The organism is Streptomyces sp. NRRL S-350 (genome assembly GCF_000719705.1).
Taxonomy (GTDB): Bacteria; Actinomycetota; Actinomycetes; order Streptomycetales; family Streptomycetaceae; genus Kitasatospora.
In genome coordinates, this window is sequence record NZ_JOHO01000002.1 from 538046 (window position 1) to 555566 (window position 17521).

The 17521-nt window shown below is 77.3% G+C and carries 12 protein-coding genes; 8 read left to right on the plus strand and 4 right to left on the minus strand.

Annotation, left to right across the window (positions count from 1 at the left end):
* The first annotated feature begins 83 nt into the window (after positions 1–83).
* The 5 genes from IF30_RS0103745 to IF30_RS43200 all read left to right on the plus strand — a co-directional run bounded on the left by IF30_RS0103745 (position 84) and on the right by IF30_RS43200 (position 9697).
* On the plus strand, positions 84–2816 hold the full coding sequence (locus tag IF30_RS0103745; protein WP_051709134.1) for a lantibiotic dehydratase: 2733 nt from the start codon (positions 84–86) through the stop codon (positions 2814–2816).
* A gap of 139 nt (positions 2817–2955) precedes the next feature.
* Positions 2956–4119 carry a lantibiotic dehydratase C-terminal domain-containing protein gene (locus IF30_RS0103750; RefSeq protein ID WP_030231853.1) on the plus strand — a complete coding sequence of 388 codons (1164 nt, stop codon included), beginning with the start codon at positions 2956–2958 and terminating at the stop codon, positions 4117–4119.
* Positions 4116–6020 carry a hypothetical protein gene (locus IF30_RS0103755; RefSeq protein WP_051709135.1) on the plus strand — a complete coding sequence of 635 codons (1905 nt, stop codon included), beginning with the start codon at positions 4116–4118 and terminating at the stop codon, positions 6018–6020. The genes IF30_RS0103750 and IF30_RS0103755 overlap by 4 nt, the downstream gene beginning before the upstream one ends.
* Positions 6017–7966: a TOMM precursor leader peptide-binding protein gene (locus tag IF30_RS0103760; RefSeq protein WP_030231858.1), complete on the plus strand. Its 1950-nt coding sequence runs from the start codon at positions 6017–6019 to the stop codon at positions 7964–7966. Before IF30_RS0103755 ends, IF30_RS0103760 begins: the two co-directional genes overlap by 4 nt.
* A gap of 18 nt (positions 7967–7984) precedes the next feature.
* Positions 7985–9697, plus strand: a complete 1713-nt coding sequence (locus IF30_RS43200) for a thiopeptide-type bacteriocin biosynthesis protein (RefSeq protein WP_051709137.1) — start codon at positions 7985–7987, stop codon at positions 9695–9697.
* A 7-nt stretch (positions 9698–9704) separates the two neighbouring features.
* Here the strand turns inward: IF30_RS43200 and IF30_RS0103770 are convergent, their stop codons facing one another.
* The gene (locus IF30_RS0103770) at positions 9705–10448 is read right to left on the minus strand and encodes an SOS response-associated peptidase (RefSeq protein WP_030231863.1); all 744 of its coding nucleotides are present in this window, start codon (positions 10446–10448) and stop codon (positions 9705–9707) included.
* Between the two features lie 49 nt (positions 10449–10497).
* A complete protein-coding gene (locus tag IF30_RS0103775) occupies positions 10498–11241 on the minus strand; it encodes an AraC family transcriptional regulator (protein ID WP_030231867.1) in 744 nt (247 codons plus the stop codon).
* 54 nt (positions 11242–11295) lie between these two features.
* On the opposite strand from IF30_RS0103775, the gene IF30_RS0103780 reads away from it, so the two are divergent.
* On the plus strand, positions 11296–12513 hold the full coding sequence (locus IF30_RS0103780; RefSeq protein ID WP_037898740.1) for an MFS transporter: 1218 nt from the start codon (positions 11296–11298) through the stop codon (positions 12511–12513).
* A gap of 92 nt (positions 12514–12605) precedes the next feature.
* Here the strand turns inward: IF30_RS0103780 and IF30_RS49035 are convergent, their stop codons facing one another.
* Positions 12606–14792, minus strand: a complete 2187-nt coding sequence (locus tag IF30_RS49035) for a glycoside hydrolase domain-containing protein (protein WP_051709138.1) — start codon at positions 14790–14792, stop codon at positions 12606–12608.
* Between the two features lie 299 nt (positions 14793–15091).
* Between IF30_RS49035 and IF30_RS0103790 the strand changes: the two genes are divergently transcribed.
* Together IF30_RS0103790 and IF30_RS0103795 are read left to right on the plus strand one after the other, a co-directional pair.
* Positions 15092–16033, plus strand: coding sequence for a TIGR01777 family oxidoreductase (locus tag IF30_RS0103790; protein ID WP_030231874.1), 942 nt, complete (start codon positions 15092–15094; stop codon positions 16031–16033).
* Positions 16034–16146: 113 nt separating this feature from the next.
* Positions 16147–16995 carry a hypothetical protein gene (locus IF30_RS0103795; RefSeq protein WP_030231876.1) on the plus strand — a complete coding sequence of 283 codons (849 nt, stop codon included), beginning with the start codon at positions 16147–16149 and terminating at the stop codon, positions 16993–16995.
* A 5-nt stretch (positions 16996–17000) separates the two neighbouring features.
* Here IF30_RS0103795 and IF30_RS0103800 read toward each other — a convergent pair whose 3' ends face one another.
* On the minus strand, positions 17001–17435 hold the full coding sequence (locus IF30_RS0103800) for a hypothetical protein (RefSeq protein WP_030231879.1): 435 nt from the start codon (positions 17433–17435) through the stop codon (positions 17001–17003).
* Positions 17436–17521: the final 86 nt, after the last annotated feature.

The window sequence follows — 17521 nt, forward strand, 5'->3', positions numbered from 1 at the left end:
GAACCACCAACGGACCCGGCGCGTTCGCGCGGACGCGCCGGGTCCTCCCGTGCACCGCCCAGGCCCCGTCGGAGGGAAGCGCCATGCCGAACCGAGCCCTGCCGCGGGGCCTGCCCCCGGCATCGCCACCGGGCGCCCCGCTGCCCGTGCTTCCGCACCCGGCGTCCGTGCTTCCGCAACCGGCGTCCGTTCTTCCGCAACCGGCGCCCGAGCCCGCGCGGGGGCCGACCGCGACCACGGCGCGCCACGCACTGGTCCGCGCCACCGTGCTCGCCCGGCCCGCGCAGCCCGCCGCGGCGGCCGCCGTACGGGGCCTGCTGGCCGAACTCGGCGCCGTCGAGGCCGCGGACCACGCCCTACGGCCCGCCGTCTGCGACGACCTGTACGCCAGCCGCACCGGGCACGACGAGGACTTCCACCGCCGCGTCGTGCTCCCGCTCCGCCGCGACCTCTACAACGGGCGCCCGCCCCGCGCCGCCCTGCTCGACCGGCTCGACGGCCTGCCGCAGCGCCTCCCGCGCCTCGCCGCCTGGCTGGACCTGCGGCAACGCCGCACCCGGGTGCTCGCCGCGCTCGCCGACGCCCTCCCGCCCGCGCTCGCCGCCGAACGCACCGCCCTCGCCGACCTCTGCCGCGAACCCGCCTTCGCCCGAGCCGTCGCCCTCACCAGCGGCGACCTGCTGCGCGCCGTCACCCGCACGGCGCGCGGGGCCGGCACAGCCGGCGCGGCCGGTGCGGCCGGGGAGCGGTCCGGCCGGGCCCGCAAGGAGGAAGCCGCCGTCCTGCGGCACGCCCTGCGGGCCACCACCAAGACCAGCCCGCTCTCCTGGTTCACGGCGGTCGACTGGGCCCCGGCGGACGGGCGGCCGGACGGTCCGGCGGAGCCCCCGCGCGCGGTCGTCCGGGAGAACCGGACACTGGTCGCCGCCCTCGTCCGAGCCCTCCTCGACGACCCCCGGCGCAGCCGTACCCTGCCGCACCGGATGGCCGGCGCCGCCCGCGTCGCCGACGGCCGCGCCCACTACCCCCGCAGCGAGGAGGTGTTCGCGGGCGGCCGCTACCTCGTCACCCGCGAGGAGGAGGTCGCACTCGCCGCCCGGCCCGAACTCGCGCTGCTCGCCTCGATCGCCGACACCCCCGGCACCCCCGACCGCCTCGCCACCCGCCTCGCCGCCGCCCTCGGCCGCCCGGACGCCGACCCCGCCGTCCACCGGTTCGTCGGCCGACTCCTCGCCGCCAGACTGCTGGTGCCCACCGACCCGGTCGACCCGCAGGACCCGCAGCCGCTGCGCAGCCTCGCGGCGTGGCTGCGGCAGTGGCCGGAGGACGCCACGATCGTCACCCGGATCGATCGGCTCATCGACTGCACGGCGCAGTGGGCGGAAGCCCCGGGCGAACTCCGCCCCGCGCTGCTCGCCGTGCTCGACGACGCCTGGCGCACGCTGCTTGCCCACGCGGGCCGCCCCGTCCCGGCGGACGCTGCACCGCTCACCGTCCTCAGCGAGGACGTCCACGCCCCCGCCCCGCCGCAGCCCCGGCCCACCGGCGCCGACCGGTCCGCACTCGCCGAACTCACCGCACTCGCCGAGCTGTTCGACCACGGCCACCTGATGCGCCGGGCCGCCCGCGACCGCTTCGTCGCCCGGTACGGGCCCGGCGGGGTGTGCGCCACGCCGTGGGAGTTCGGAGCCGACGCCGCACAGGCCTGGGCGGACACCGCCGTACCGGACGAACTCGCTTCCGTGCGAGCCGAGTTCACCACGATGTCGACGGCCGACGGCGAACTGGTGCTCCCCGCCGAGCCGGTCCGCGCGCTGGCCGCCCGGCTACCCGACTGGACCGCCGCCCGGCCGCTCAGCTACTCCTGGTTCGTCCAACGCGACACCGTCGACGGCCCGTTGTGCGTCAACCACGTCTACGGCGGCTGGGGACGCTTCACCAGCCGCTTCCTCGACGCCGGCGCGTCGCCACGGGCCGCCGCCGACGTCGCCCGGCAGATCCGGCGCGGCCTCGGCGACGGCGCCCGCGCCGCCCAGATCCGGCCCGTAGGCGGCTTCAACGCCAACCTCCACCCCCTGCTGCTCGCCGACGAGATCGGCCCCGACCGGCAGTGGACCAGCCTCGCCGAGGCCGACCTCGACCTCGTCCACGACACCGCCACCGACCAGCTCCGCCTCCGCCTCCGGCGCACCGGCGAGCTACTGGACGTCCTCTACCTGGGCTTCCTCGCCCCGCTGATGCTGCCCCAGCGGCTGGCGCCGCTGCTCGCCGACCACCCCAACGGCGTCGTCGACTTCCGGCCCGTCCTGCCCCGCACCGCCGTCACCGCACCCGGCGGTACCGTCACGCAGACCCCGCGGCTGCGCCACCGCCACGTCGTCCTCGCCCGCCGCCGCTGGCACCTCCCGGCCGCCGTCCTCGACACCCTGCGCGCCGACCTCGCCGCCGACCCCGGCCCCGGCTCCCACACCGGCGGCGTCCCGGCGGCAGCCGCCGCCCGCTGGCGCGCCCTGCTCGGCCTCCCAGAACAGCTCTTCCTCCACCCCGTGCCGGCCGCCACCACCACCGGCACGCCCGCCGACGCCTTCGTCGCCCACCTGCGCGCCCCCAAGCCCCAACCCGTGGACCTCGGCAACCCCCTGCACCTGCACCACCTCGCCAAGTGGCTCACCCGGTACCCGAACGGCGTCGTGCTGGAGGAGGCCCTGCCCGCCATCGCCGGCACGGCGGAACCGACCCGGGCGGTCGAACTCGTGGTGGAGACGTACCGCCCCGGAAGGGCGGGCGTCGGCGCGGCTCGGGAGGGGGCCCGGTGACGGCGCGCCGAACCCCGTCGGCCGCCCGTTTCGGGCCTACGGCCGCCCGTTTCGGGCCTACGGTCGACGGCGGCGCCAGCCCGTTCGGCCGACTTGCCCGCCCATCCGTCCCGACCCCGCAGAGCCGAGGAGACGTGCGATGAGTGACCCGGCCGACAGCCCCGAGGCCGTGACCGCCTGCGACGTGGTCCTGACCCACTACCAGCCCGTCAAGGCCCGTGCGCTGCGCGAGGCCGTCCTGCCACAGGCCCGGCGGGCGGCGGCGGACGGGCTGGAGGCCCACGTCGAGCGGCACTGGCGGTTCGGGCCGCACCTGCGGCTACGGCTGCGCGGCCCCTCCACCCGGGTGACCGCCGCGGCCGAGCGGGCCGCCGAGCGGCTGCGGGCCTGGGCCGCGGCGCACCCGTCCGTCGCCGACCGGAGCGACGAGCAACTGCTGGCCGAGGCCGCCGTCGCCGGACGGGCGGAGCTGGTGGCGCCGCCGTACGGGCCGCTGGTGCCGGACAACACCGTGCGGGTGGTGCCCGTCGACCCGTCCGCCGAGCACACCCTGCGGGCACTGATCGGAGCCGAATCCGCCGACCTGCGTGACGAGTTGCTGCGCCTCGGACTCCCCGCCCTCGGCTCGGGCTGCGACTTCCTCGGCGCCCACGGCGACGCCCCCGAAGCGAGGGTCCAACTCGTCGTCTCGGCGCTCGCGGCGCACGCCGCCGCGCACCCGGACGGGCTGGTCGGCGGCCACTACTCGATGCTCTCGCACCTGGAGGACTTCCTCGTCCACGAGGACCCGGACGGCAGCCTGCGAGCCGCCTTCGACCGGCGCTGGCAGCGGGTCGGCGGCACGGTCACGGAACTGGTGGGCCGGATCGCCGCCGACGGCGCACGGGGTTGGGAGCGGGACTGGTCACACTGGTCGACGACGGCCTGGCGACTGGCGGAGCGGCGGCTGGCGGCCGGGGCCGACCTCGGCGGCCGCCACGACGAGTACCGGGAACGCGCCGCCGCCCTCGGCGACCAGGCCACCGCCGAGCGGTGGAACCCCGAACTCCGCACCCGCTACAGCGAGTTCCACCAGCTCCTGCACCGATCCGACCCCGACGGCACCATGTGGACCCGCCCGGACTACCTGATCTACCGGGCCTGCACCAACGGCCTCTACCGGCTGCTCGCGATCTGCGACGTCCGGCCGGTGGAGCGCTACCTCGCCGCCCACCTGGTGGTCCGCAGCGTGCCCGCGCTCACCGGGCACCGGTGGCAGGACCGGGTGGACGAAGTCATCGCCGCGGTGGAGGGCGCCGCGTGACGGCCACCGAGCCGGACTCCGGAGCGGTCACCGATCCGGGCCCGGGAGCGGTCACGGAGCCGGACGCCGGAGCGGCCACCGAACCGGGCGCCGGGCCCGGCACCGGATCCCGCGCCGGAGCGGCCACCGAACCCGGCGCCGCGCGGCCCGGGCGGCTGCGCCCCCACCTGCGCCCGGGGGTGGCGGCGACTCCGCTGCGGGACGGGCTGCACCTGCGCGGCCGCGGCACCAGCCTGACCCTGGAGGGCAGCCGGGCCCTCCCGGTGCTGTGGAAGCTGCTCGCCGCCCGGCTCGCCCCAGGCCCGGACGCGGCGGCACAGCCAGTCCCCGAGCCACAGGTGGCGGCGGCGCTGGCCACCGTCACCGCCCGGCTGCGCGAGCACGACCTGGTCGTGGACCACCCCGACGGCACCCGGCTGCCGCACTGGCCGGGTTCGGTGGCGGCCGCGCCCGCCCGCGCGGCGACGGCCCTCGCGGCCGTGCGACCGGTCGTCGCGGCGGCGGACCCGGACGGGCCGCCGGCCCGAGCGCTGGCCCGCGCCCTCGCCCGGGCCGGGACGGCCGCACCGGTGGTGGTCGCCGAGCCAGGGCTGCCGGCGGGGCGGGTGGTGGCGTCGGCGGGCGAACCGGCGGTGGCGGTCGCCGTGCAGTGCGGCGTGGACGGCGGCTTCGTCACGGAGCCGGCTGACCCGGTCCGCACCCGCGCGGACGCCGCAGCCCTGGCAGCCCGACTGGGCACCGGCACCACCGACCACGCCACCGACCACGCCACCGACTCAGCCCCCGGGACCACCAGCGGGCCGACCACCGGGCCGGCCGCCGGGGCCGCCACCGGGCACTCGGCGACGTCGGCCGTGCTGCTCGCCGCCGCCGGCGCCCAACGGCTGCTCTGCGCCGTCGCGGGCCTGCCGGACCCGGGCGCGCCGGACGGCGACCCGCGCCTGCTGGCCGGCCGCCCCGCCGTCCTGCTCGCCGAAGCCCGCCCGCCGCGTGCCGAGCACCGCCCGTGGGCGGCCGGCCCCGGTGGCGCCGCCGCGCCGCCCGACGACCTCGCCGAGTGCCTGCGCCGGGTGACCGCCCTCGGCGATCCCCGGCTGGGCGTGCTCGACGTGCCGTCGCCCGGGGAACTCCCGCAGCTGCCCGCCGCCCTGGTCTCCTGCGGCACGCCGGCCGGCACCCTGGCGGCGGGTGCGGCCCGGACGGACCTGGCGCGGCTGGCCGCAGCCTGCCGGTCCGCCGAACTCCACCTGGCGGCCGTCGGCGCGGGAGTCGGGGTGACGGACGGAGTGACGGCCGGCGTGACGGTCGGCGCCGACCCGGACCACGCGCTCGGCCGGGCGCTGCGCCGGGCGGCCCTCGCGCACCTCGCCCCGGGCGGCCGCGCGCTGCCGGACGCCCGCGCGCTGTCGGAGGACGCCTGGCGGGACCATCCGCAGGCCGCGCACTGGTGGGGCGTCCTGGCCCGCAGACTCGGTCGCCCGCCGGTGCTGACGCTGCATCGAACCAGTGAAGTGCCAGTCTGCCTGGCGAGCGTCGAAGGCGCCCGAGCCGTCGAGGCCGCGCCCGCCGACGCGGTCGCGCACGCCGCCCTGGGCGCCCTGACCCGCCTCCTCGCCCGGGAGTACCGCCTCGACGCCGCCCAGCACACCGCCCTCACCGGTGCGGCCGCCCCACTCGCCGCCGCCGGGCGCCACCCGGCAGCCTGGACCGACGAGGGCTGGACGGACCGCTGGCTCGCCGAACTCGCCGACCGCGAAGCCGGCTTGCGTGCCGCCCTGCGGCGCCTGACCGGCCTGCGCACCACCCCCTGGCGGCCCACCACCCCCGGCGCCCGCCCGCTCGCCAACGCCCTGGACGGCTGCGGGTTCACGGCCCTCGTCACCGCCGGAGGCAGCCGATGAGCGAACTCCCCGTCCTCACCCCGGACCAGGCCCTGGCCACCACCAGCGGTTCCGCCGTCGTGCACCTCGCTGAGTGGACGCTCGGCCTGGCCACCCGGCTCAGCCGCCACGCCCTGGCCCACCCCGTACGGCTGGTGCCGGTGCGCGAGGACGGCGCGCTGACCCTGGTCGGCCCCGTCCTGCACCCCGGCGCGCCCGCCTGCCTCGGCTGCACCGAGTACCAGCGGCTCGCCACCGCCGGCGGCCGGGTGCCCTGGCAGAGCCCGGAGCTGGCGCTGGCGGGCACCGGCACCCCCGCGTTCGGCGAAGCGGTGGCCGCGCTCGCCGCCGACCTGGCCGCGACCGCAGCCGCGACCCCCACCGGCCCGGCCGCGACCCCGACCGGCCCGGCCGCGACCGCCGCCGCCACCGGCCGGACCGATGGCACCGTCCACGTCGTGAACGGCGCCCGGGCGACCTGGTCCACCCACCGGGTGCGCCCCGTCGGCGGCTGCCCGGTCTGCCGTCCGCTGCCCGCCGACACAGCGGAGGCGGCCCGGCTGGTCGCCGCACCCCGCCCGCTGCCCGACCCCGCCGTGCTGCGCGGCCCCAACGACCTGACGAGCGCGGCGCAGTTGCGAGCCGAACTGCACGATGAACGGTTCGGCCCGGTCCGCCGACTGTTCCGCACCGAGGACTCGGCCTTCGCCCTCACCACCGCCTGGGTGACCGACGGGCGGGCGATCGACGACGGCGGGTACGGGCGGGCGGCGGACTTCCGCTCCAGCGAACGGGTGGCGCTGTTCGAGGCCGTGGAGCGCTTCGCGGGCATGCGTCCGCTGGGGCGCCGGACCGCCCTGCGGGCCTCCTTCGCCGCGCTCGAGAGCGCGCGGGGCCCCGGCGCCGTGCTCGACCCCGCTCGGCTCGGCCTGCCCGACCCCGCTCACCACGGGCACCCGGCCGCCGCCACCGTCCCGTACACGCCCGACCTCGTGCTCGACTGGGTCCACGGATGGTCGCTCACCCACCGCCGCCCGGTCGCCGTCCCCGAACACGTCGCCTACTGGGACCTGCCGGACCGCGACCGCCCCCGCGTGGTCTACGAGTCCTCGAACGGCTGCGGCCTCGGCAACAGCCCCCAGGAGGCCGCGCTGTACGGGCTGTTCGAGGTCGCCGAGCGGGACGCCTTCCTGATGGCCTGGTACGCGCGCACCCCGCTGCCCGGCGTCGCCGTCCCCGCCGACGACCCGCAGGTGGCCGACCTCGCCGAGCGCGCCCGGCTGCTCGGCTACCGGCTCACCCTGCTCGACGCCACCAACGACCTCGGTGTCCCCGCCGTGATCGCGCTCTGCCGCCACCACGACGAGCAGAGCGGCGGCCACCCGGAGGCCCCGCGCACCTTCCTGGCCGCCGGCGCCCACCACGACCCCCTGACGGCGATCCGCTCCGCCGTCGCCGAGGTGGTCACCAACGTCCAGGAGGCGCCGCACCGCTCCACCGCCCCGGGCGGCCCGCGCGACCCGGGGCGCCTGCGGCCGATGCTGGAGCGGCCCGACCTGGTCGTCAGTCTGGACGACCACGTCGGCCTCAACGCCCTGCCCGAGGCGCAGCCCCGGCTGGACTTCCTGTTCGCCGGCCCGCCCCCCGTGCCCTGGCGCGAGCGCTGGCCCGGGGCCCCCGAGCCCGTCACCGACCTCACCGACCTGCTGGACCGGACGGTCGCCCGCCTCGCCGTGGACGGCCTGGAGGTCGTGGTGGTCAGCCAGGACGAACCCGGCGTCCGCGACCGCCTCGGCCTGCACTGCGCCAAGGTGGTCGTGCCCGGCACGCTGCCCATGACCTTCGGCCACGTGAACCGCCGCACCCTCGGCCTGCCGCGCCTGCTGGAGGTCCCGTACCGGCTCGGCCGCGTCCCGGCCCCGCTGCGCCACGACGAACTGCCGCTGCACCCGCACCCGTTCCCCTAGCCGTCCGGGAAGGACGCGATGACGACCCACCAGCTGCCGACCGCCCCCGCCGCACCGAGCACCGGCTGGCACAGCCTGCACCTCGCGCTGCCCCTGTCCGCCGCGCAGGCGGACGGCTTCGTCACCGAGGACCTCGCCCCGCTGATGGACGGACTCGCGGGCACCGACTGGTTCTTCATCCGCTACGGCGAGGGCGGCCCCCACCTGCGGATCCGGCTGCGCCACCCCGGCCCGCCGACGGCCTCCCCGGCCCTCGACCCCACCCGCCTCGCCGCCGACCTCAGCCGCCTCGCCGGGCGCCGCACCCCGCCCGACGGGCCCTGGACAGCCCGGCACGGCGAGGTCACCGAGGTGCCGTACGCGCCCGAGACCGAGCGCTACGGCGGCCCCGCCCTGCTGCCGATCGCCGAAGAGGTGTTCACCCACTCCACCCGCACCGCCGTGCACGCGCTGCGCGCCCTCGCGTCCGCCCCCGACTCCCGGCTGCCGCTCGCCCTCGACCTCGCCCACACCACCGCGCACGCCCTCGGGCTCGACGAACTCGCGGCCTCGCGCTGGCTGCGCCGCCACGCCGCCTCCTGGCGGTGGGTCACCGAGTACCCGCCGCTGCCCGGCGCCGCCGTCCACACCCGGGTCAACACGGTGTTCGCGCGGCAGCGGCAGGCCCTGGCCGGGCGCGCCCGGGCGCTGCGCGCCGCGCTCGACGCCGGGACAGCCGCTCCCTGGCTCGGCGACTGGGCCGCGCGGACCGCCGACGCCGCAGCCAGGATGCGGGCCGTGGCGCCCGCGGACGCCTCGGAACGCCTCTCCTGGGTGTGGGCCTCCCAGCTGCACATGCTGTTCAACCGGCTCGGTGTGGGGCCCGACGAGGAACGCGCCGTCTGCCGCCTCGCCGCCCGGACGCTGCTCGAGGCCGGGCAGCCGTTCACCTTCTTCCCCGCCGACCACCACGCCCCCGACCACCAGTACCTGGAGCGGAGCAAGTTCCAGATCGGCCGCCCCGAGGACACCGCCCTGCGGGACCTGCCGCCCACCCCGGCCTCGCCGCCCCGGGCCGGAGACCTCCCGCTGCCCGCCGACCCCCTGCCGCCGGTCACCCTCGCCGCCGCGCTGCACGACCGGCGCTCCACCCGGGGCCCGCTGACCGGGCCGCTCACCGCCGGCACCCTCGGCGGCCTGCTGTGGTCCGCGTACGCCCCCGGCGCCGACACCGGCCACCGCCCGTACCCCAGCGCGGGTGCCCTGCACACCGTCCGCGCCCGGCTGGTCGCCCTCGCCGTGGACGGCCTGCCCGCCGGCACCTACCAGTGCCTTCCCGAACACCGCGGCCTGCGCCCGATCGGCCCGGCGCCCGCCGTCGACGACCTCAGGGCCCTCTCCTCCTACCTCTCCCGCCCCGCCGACGACCCGAACGCCATCGACATCGCGCAGGCCCCCGCCGTCCTGGCCGTCTACCTCGACCTCGCCCGCCTGCGCCGCCGCTACGGCCTGCGGGCGCTGCGCCTCGGCCTCCTCGAAGCGGGCCACCTCACCCAGAACCTCCTCCTGACCTCCGCCGCCTTCGGCCTCGGCACCACCCCGCTCGGCGGCCTCCACGACGACCTCGCGCACGAACTCCTCGCCCTCGACGACCTGGAGGAGCCGATCCAGTACCTGCTCCCGCTCGGGCGGCCGACGCCGGCGCGCGGCCGCGGAACGACGGCGGGGTCGCGGCGCGGGGAGGGGCCGTGACGGCGCGTCAGTCCGCGAGACCCAGGGGGTCGGGGGCCTCGGCGAGCAGTTCGGGGCCGTTGTTGCGGACGCTGTTGACGCCGGGGGAGACGGCGCGGACGCGCAGGTCGCCGTCGGCGGGGCGGCGGAGCAGGTGGTGGAGTTCGGCGGAGTCGGTGTGGGCGGGGGAGAGCCAGACGGGGAGGTCGTCGGGCGCGATGGTGAGCGGCATCCGGTCGTGGACGCGGCCGGCGCTGTCGGTGGCGTCGGTGGTGATCACGGTGGCGGTCGCGAGCCAGGCGAGCGGGTCGTCGTCCGGGCGGGTGCGGTCGCGCCAGAACTCGTAGAGGCCGGCCATCAGCATCACGCCGCCGGTGCTGAGGAAGTACGGCTGCTTGTACTTCCTGCGGTCGGCGGTGGCGGGGACCTCGCGCCATTCGAAGTAGCCGTCGGCGGGGATGACGCAGCGGCGGGCGGTGAAGGCCTTGCGGAAGGCGGGCTTGGTGTCGACGGTCTCCGAGCGGGCGTTGATCATGCGGGCGCCGCCGGACGGGTCCTTGGACCAGGACGGGACGAGGCCCCAGCGCAGTGGGCGCAGCCGGCGCTGCAGCTCGCCGGTCTCCCGGTCGACGCGTTCCAGGACGGCCGGCACCGGGTCGGTGGGGGCGACGTTCCAGCTCGGCGCGAGGGCCTCGGCCGGATCCCAGCGGAGCTCGCCGAGGAGGGAGACGAGGTCCTGGGGCGTGGTGGTGGAGACGAAGCGGCCGCACATGCGGCCAAGCCTGCCACGCGGCACGGACGACGCGGTCGTGCCCGGGCGGTCAGCGCGGCGCGTGGCCGCCCGGGGTGTGGCCGAAGGTGCGGCGGAAGACGTCGATGAAGGCGCTGGCGGAGGCCCAGCCGCAGCGGTGGGCGACGGCGGTGACGGGCAGGCCGTCCGCGAGCAGCACCAGGGCGTGGTGGAGTCGCAGCTGGGTGCGCCACTGGGGAAAGGTCATGCCGAGGTCGGCGCGGAAGAGCCGGGAGAGGGTGCGGTCGCTGGCGCCGACGGCGCGGCCGAGTTCGGCGAGGGTGCGGCGGTCGGCCGGGTCGGCGTCCAGCAGGGCGCACAGGGCGCGCAGCACGGGCGTGCCGGGGGTGGGGAGGTGGAGCGGCTGCTGGGGGGAGGCGCGCAGCTGGTCGAGGAGGACGGCGCGCAGCCGGGCGCGTTCGGGCGTGTCCTGGTCGGGGGTGCGGGTGTAGGCGACGATCAGTTCGCGCAGCAGCGGGCCGACGGCGAGGACGGTGGGCCGGTCGAGGGCGAGCGGGTTGTCGGTGGCGGGCAGGCCGACGAGGTGGAGTTCGAGTTCGCCGTGGGCCTGGTGGGCGTGGACGGTGCCGGCCGGGATCCACAGGGCGCGGTTGCCGGGGGCGACCCAGGAGCCGGCGTCGGTGGTGACGGCCACGACGCCCCGCGCGGCGTAGGCGATCTGGTGGTCGTCGTGCCGGTGGGCGTCGATCCCGCCGCCGGGCGGCAGGAGTCGGGAGCGGGTCGGCGCTGTCGGATCGTGGCGGATTTCCGGCATCGGATGGCAGCTTATCGGAAGTCCGACAGGGGGTGGTGAGCGGAGCATGGCGGCATGCCGAAGCGAACCTCCGAGCGCACGTCGATCCTGCTGCTCTCCGTCGGGCACGCCTGCGTGGACGTCTACCAGGGCGCGGTGGCGGCCCTGGTGCCCTTCTTCGTCGCCGAACGCCACTACACGTACGCGGCCGTGTCCGGGGTGGTGCTGGCGGCCTCGCTGCTGTCCTCGGTGGCGCAGCCGCTGTTCGGGGCGCTCACCGACCGCCGTCCGCTGCCGTGGCTGCTGCCCGCCGGCACGCTGACGGGCGGGGCGGGCATCGCGCTCGGCGGGGTGAGCGGCTCGTACGGGCTGACGCTCGCCTCCGTGGCGCTGTCCGGGATCGGGGTGGCGGCCTACCACCCGGAGTCGGCCCGGGTGGCGCGGCTGGCGGCGCGGGGCGGGCGGGGCGGCCACCGGGGGATGGCCTGGTTCTCGCTGGGCGGCAACCTGGGTTTCGCGGCGGCGCCGCTGCTGGTCGCGGCCGTGGTCGGCACCGGGGGGCTGCGGCTGACGCCGCTGCTGGCGCTGCCGGCGCTCGCGGGGGCGGTGCTGTGCCTGCCGGTGCTGCGCGAGCTGGAGCGGCGGCGTGCGGCCGGGGCGGGCGGGGCGAAGCCCCCGGTGGCGGACGACCGGGCCTCCTTCGTGAAGCTGTCGCTGGCCGTGGTGTGCCGCTCGATCGCCTTCGTCGGGCTGAGCACCTTCCTCCCGCTCTTCGTCGCCCAGCGCCTCGGCGGCGGTACGGCGGCGGGCACCGCGGCGCTGGTGGTGCTGTACGCGGGCGGCGCGGTGGGCTCGGTGCTGGGCGGCGCGCTGGCGGACCGCTGGGGGCGGGTCACGGCGGCCCGCCGGTCGTACCTGGTGGCGGCGGCCGCGGTCGCCGGGGTCCTGCTGGTGCCGGGGCCGGCGTTGTACCCGTGCGTGGCGCTCACCTCGGCCGGGCTGTACGTGCCGTTCTCGCTGCAGGTCACGCTGGGGCAGGACTACCTGCCGTCGCGGGTCGGCACGGCGAGCGGGATCACCCTCGGGCTGACGGTGAGCGTCGGCGGCCTGGCCGGCCCGCTGATCGGCGGCCTCGCGGACGCGGCTTCGCTGCGGACGGCGCTGCTGCCGCTGGTGCTGATGCCGGTGCTGAGCTGGGCCCTGTTCCGGACGCTGCCGGAGCCCGCCGGGGCACCGGAGGACGAGCCGGCGGGCCCCGGCGGCGTCCGGGCGCCGGCCGCCCCCTCGCGGTAGCGGTGCGGCGCCCGGCGCGGGGGCTCACGAGCCGAGGCGCCGCCCGCCCGGAGTACCGGGGCGGGCGGCGCCGGCGGGTGGGGCGGGCCCGGTCAGCCCCGGGCGACCAGCAGTTGGCTGGAGCCGTCGGGCAGGCCGGCGATGGCGGCGCGCTGGGCCGGGAAGGTGCTCGCGCCGTACGGGCCCTGGACGGCGGCGAAGCCGGACCAGGTGCCGTTGGCGAACCGGGCCTGGTGGTAGACCATGCCGTCGTTGCCGATCGCCACCACCTGCGAGGAGCCGTCGGGCAGGCCGGCGATGCCGACCGTCCGCGCGGCCATGGTGGGCGTGCCGACTCCCGGGATCGCGGCGAAGCCGGACCAACTGCCGTTGGCGAACCGGGCCTGGTGGTAGACGATGCCGTCGTTGCCGAGCGCCAGGATCTGGGAGGAGCCGTCCGGCAGCCCTGCGACGGCCACCCGCGTGGCCGCCATCCGCGGGCTGTTCACCCCGGGGATCGCGGCGAAACCGGACCAGTTGCCGTTGGCGAAGCGGGCCTGGTGGTAGACGATGCCGTCGTTGCCGATCGCCACCACCTGCGCGGAGCCGTCCGGCAGGCCGGCGATGGCGACGTCCCCGGCCGCCATGGTCGGGGTGCCGATCCCGGGCAGCGCGGCGAAGCCGGACCAACTGCCGTCGGCGAAGCGGGCCTGGTGGTAGACCATGCCGTCGTTGCCGATCGCCACCACCTGCGACGAGCCGTCCGGCAGGCCGGCGATGCCTGCCCGCTGGGCGGCCATGGTCGGGGTGCCGATGCCGGGCAGCGCGGCGAAGCCGGACCACCCGCCGTTCGCGGCGCGGACCCCGTGGTACAGCTGGCTGTCCAGTCCGATGCCCAGCTCCTGCGAGGAGCCGCCCGGCAGACCGGCCGCCGCGGCCTCCGAGCCGCGGAACACTCCCGCCGCGCCCGCCAGCGGACTGAAACCGGGCCAGTTGCCCGAGCTCTGGCGCACGCCGAGGTAGAACCCGGAGGACTGGCCCGCAGGGGCGCTGCCGAGCCGGATGTCGAGGACGTCCTGGTCGATCCCGATGCTGAAGCCGCCCCAGGTCTCCGGGGCCTGCGGCGAGGCGTACTGGTGGGCGCGCTGGTGGTCGCCCCAGTAGCCGGCGGGTATCGCCGGGTCGTCGGTGTCCTCCCGGCCGTTCCAGTTGGCGCTGAAGACGGCGTCGGGCATGGCGTAGGCGCTGTTGCCGGCGTTGGCGGCCAGGTCCTTCATGCCGGACGAGGAACTGCTGTACACCCCGGAGTTGTAGCCCCAGGCGTGCAGTTCGTAGGTCCAGGCGGTGAGGAAGCCGAGCACCGCGCCCGAGTACTGCGGGGCGTAGGCCTCCATGTCGTAGTAGAGAATCGTGCCGGGGCCGAAGCCGAGGGACTGGGCCTGGCTCACCGCGTCGTCGGCGGCGCTGGCGCCCTCGGCGGCGGGAGAGGCGATCTTCGACGCCTGCGTGCCGACGTACAGCGGCATGAAGGCCCAGCCGCCGGCCTGCTGCTGCTGGACCCAGGAGGCCGTCAGGTTGGGTTGGGCGCAGGCCCGCTTGGCGCCGCCGATGTAGATGCCGACCGCCCGGTAGGGGGAGGAGGCCATCCACGCGTTCATCGCGGCGCCGGAGGGCGCCGTGCAGGCGTCGAAACCCTTGCCGGTGTAGTTCGTCGCCGACGCGGGTACCGCAGCCGCGGCCGGGGCAGTCGACGCCGGTTCGGACGGCGCGGCCGCAGCCGCGGCGGTGCCGGACCGCGGTGCGGAGCCCGGCGCGGGGGCCGTGCCGGGGCCGCCGGGCGCGGACGCCGGGTGACGCGTCGGCTCGGGGGTGAGCCCGGCGCCGGTGATGATCCGCCGCACCGACGGCTGGTCCGTGTCGTACGTCCCGGTCACGGCGACGACACCGTCGTTCGCCCGGAGCGTGTGCGCGACGGGGTTGGAGCCCTCCCGGTCCGGCGTGGCCGTCGCGGCGGGCTCGACCAGCAGCGCCTCCGTGCGGCCGATCAACCGGGGCGGGCAGACCTGCTGTTCGCCCGGGTGGCCGAGGTAGACGGTGTGCTGGTCGAAGCGGACACAGGCCTGCGGGTCCACGCCCAGGTCGACGACCGGCCAGGCCGCGGGGACATGGAAGACGCGGCCCTGGTACGTCACCGCCTTGGTGTCCTGACCGCCGGCGGGCGCGGCTGCGGCGGCGCCGGCGGTGGGCACCGCCATGAGCACGGCCGCCGCGACGGCCGAGGCGCTGCGGAGCGCTGTCATACGGGACTTCACCCAGATCTCTCCTGACATGGCGAAGGGCCGCGCGCAGAGAAGTCGGCCGCGCGGCGATGGCGGCCACGATATCCACGCCCGTGACGGGTGATCGACACTGACCCCACCGGTCGGGCCGATTCGCCGTCAGCTGTTGCTGCGGAGGCCGCCGTTCCGGCGTTCCGTGGCGTGCGGCGCGTCCCGTGCCAGGTGACGGGCAGGCCGGGCGGGATGCCGGAACAGGGTAATTGAACGCGTTCAGAATCATCGGCTACGCTGGGCGGGAAACCGACGCGCCAGGGGGCATCATGAAGGTCGTCATTCCCGGTGGATCCGGCGCCCTCGGGGCGCTGCTCGACCGAAGCCTCACCGCCGCCGGGCACCAGGTGGTCACCCTGACCCGCAGGCCGGCCCGGCCCCGGCAGGTCGGCTGGGACGGACGCACGCTCGGCGCCTGGGCAAAAGAGGTCGACGGCAGCGACGTCGTGCTCAACCTCGCCGGACGCAGCGTCACCTGCCGCTACACCGAGGAGAACCGGCGGGCCATGATGGACTCCCGGGTGCTCTCCACCCGGGCCGTCGGAGAGGCCGTCGCAGCCGCCCGGCGCCCGCCCGCCGTCTGGCTGCAGATGAGCACCGCCACGGTCTACGCCCACCGCCACGACGCCCCCAACGGCGAACGGGACGGTCTGATCGGCGGCGATGAGCCCGACGCCCCGCCGTCCTGGCGGCACAGCATCGACATCGCCCGGGCCTGGGAGCAGGCCCAGGCGGAAGCCGAAACCCCGCACACCCGCAAGGTCGCCCTGCGCACCGCCGTCGTCCTCGGCCCGGAACGCGGCGGCGCCCTCGACTCGCTCTCCTGGCTGGCCCGCCTCGGCGCCGGCGGGCCGATCGCCGGCGGCGCGCAGTACGTCTCCTGGATCCACGAACGCGACTTCGCCCGCGCCGTCGACTTCCTGATCGCCCGCCGGGAGCTCGCCGGGCCCGTCAACCTCGCCGCCCCGAACCCGCTCCCCCAGCGCGAGTTCATGCGCGACCTGCGCAGGGCCTGGGGCATGCCGCTGGCCCTGCCCGCCACCCGCCGGATGGTCGAACTCGGCGCCTTCGCCCTGCGCTCCGAGTCCGAACTGCTGTTGAAGAGCCGCCGCGTGGTGCCGGCCCGCCTGCTGGATGCCGGCTTCACCTTCGAGTACCCGCGCTGGCCGGCCGCGGCCCGCGACCTCGTCCGGCGCCTGCGCGGGAGGTGACCCGGGGCGGACGGCACGGTTCGTCACGGGGCCGTCACAGCTCCGCCGCCGCGCTTGTCCCGGGCGGTCGCCCACCGGGAGGGTGGGAGGACGCGCGGGCAACAGGGGGCGAAATGCTGACGGTGCGACTGGCGTTCATGCGGCGCCTGGTGGACGTCTTCGGGATCGGCTGCCTGCTGGCCATCGTGCCGGTGATCGTCCTGGGCGGGACCGGCGCCACGGGCGGGGGAGTGACCGCGCTGATCGGGGTCGCGATCGTCGCCGCGGTGACCTTCGGGGCGCCGTGCACCTTCCGGCTGCGGGAGGAGGAGAGCGGCCTGGTGCTGGTGCGGCTGCTCGTCGCCAAGCGCTACGCCTGGTCGGAGATCCGGGGGCTGGCCATGGAGTTCACCGAGGATTCGGAGACCGGCGCCCACCGGGTCCGGCTCCGGGTGCGCCTCGTCGATCCGCCGGGCCGCCACTGGGGCCCGTTCCTCGGGGAACTCGCCGCCACCGCGGAGGACCGGCCGCGCGGAGTCGAACCGCGCGCCCTCGCCGAGCTGTTCGCCCTGTTCGGACGGCGCGGACTGCCCGTCGACCGGCCGGAGTTCGCGAACGCCGTGCTCTCCGCCCACGGCCTGCCACCGCTGCCGCCCCCGCACGTACGGAACGCGCCGACCGGGCCCGTGCCCGAGCCCGGGCAGGCGTACGCGGACGCCCCGGGAATCGAGGAAGAAGACGGGTACCTCGCGAACCACCGCAAGCTCGTCCTGGGGCCGCCCCGGGCGCGGCGCGACTACCTGCTGCGCGCCGCCGCCCTGCGCGACCGGGTGGCGCTGGGCAACGGCGACGCGGACGCCGAGCAGGTGGCGAGCGCGCTGTACACGGCCTGGCAGCTGGCCCACCACGACGGCGTCACCGTCCAGGGCGACGTGCGCGGCTACGTCCGGGAGCAGTACCCGGGCCGGCGCCGCGCCGGGTAGCCGCGTTACGGCCGCAGCAGCCGGTCCAGCACCCGGCCGAAGACGAGCCGGCCCACCGAAGCGACGACCGGATCGGCGAACCGGGGCAGACCGGTGATCAGCAACTCCTCCGCCCAGACCGCCTCGCAGCCGCCGCCCACCGCCCGGACCCGCAGCACGGCCCCGCCGCGCACCGGGCGGCCGCGCTTCGCCAGTCGGCAGAGGCCGTCGCGCCCGGGCCCCGGCGCGACGAACTCGACGACCTCCATCGGGTCGTCGAAGCGCAGCGGCCCGAAGGCCGTCCGGGCCAGGACGACATCGCCGACCTCCCGGCCGGTGCCCCGGGCGACACCGACCCGGGTGAACGGCACCCGCTCCCCGTGCCGGGGCCAGTCGGTCAACCGCTCCCAGCAGCGGGCCGGCGGCAGCTGGGAACGGCGGGTCAGGACGAAACGGGCCATGGGTCCACGGTAGTGGCGTCGGGCCGGGGCGGGCCGCTCGCGGCCGGGGCGCGCCGCACCGGCCGTGCGGGCCCGACGCCGGCCCG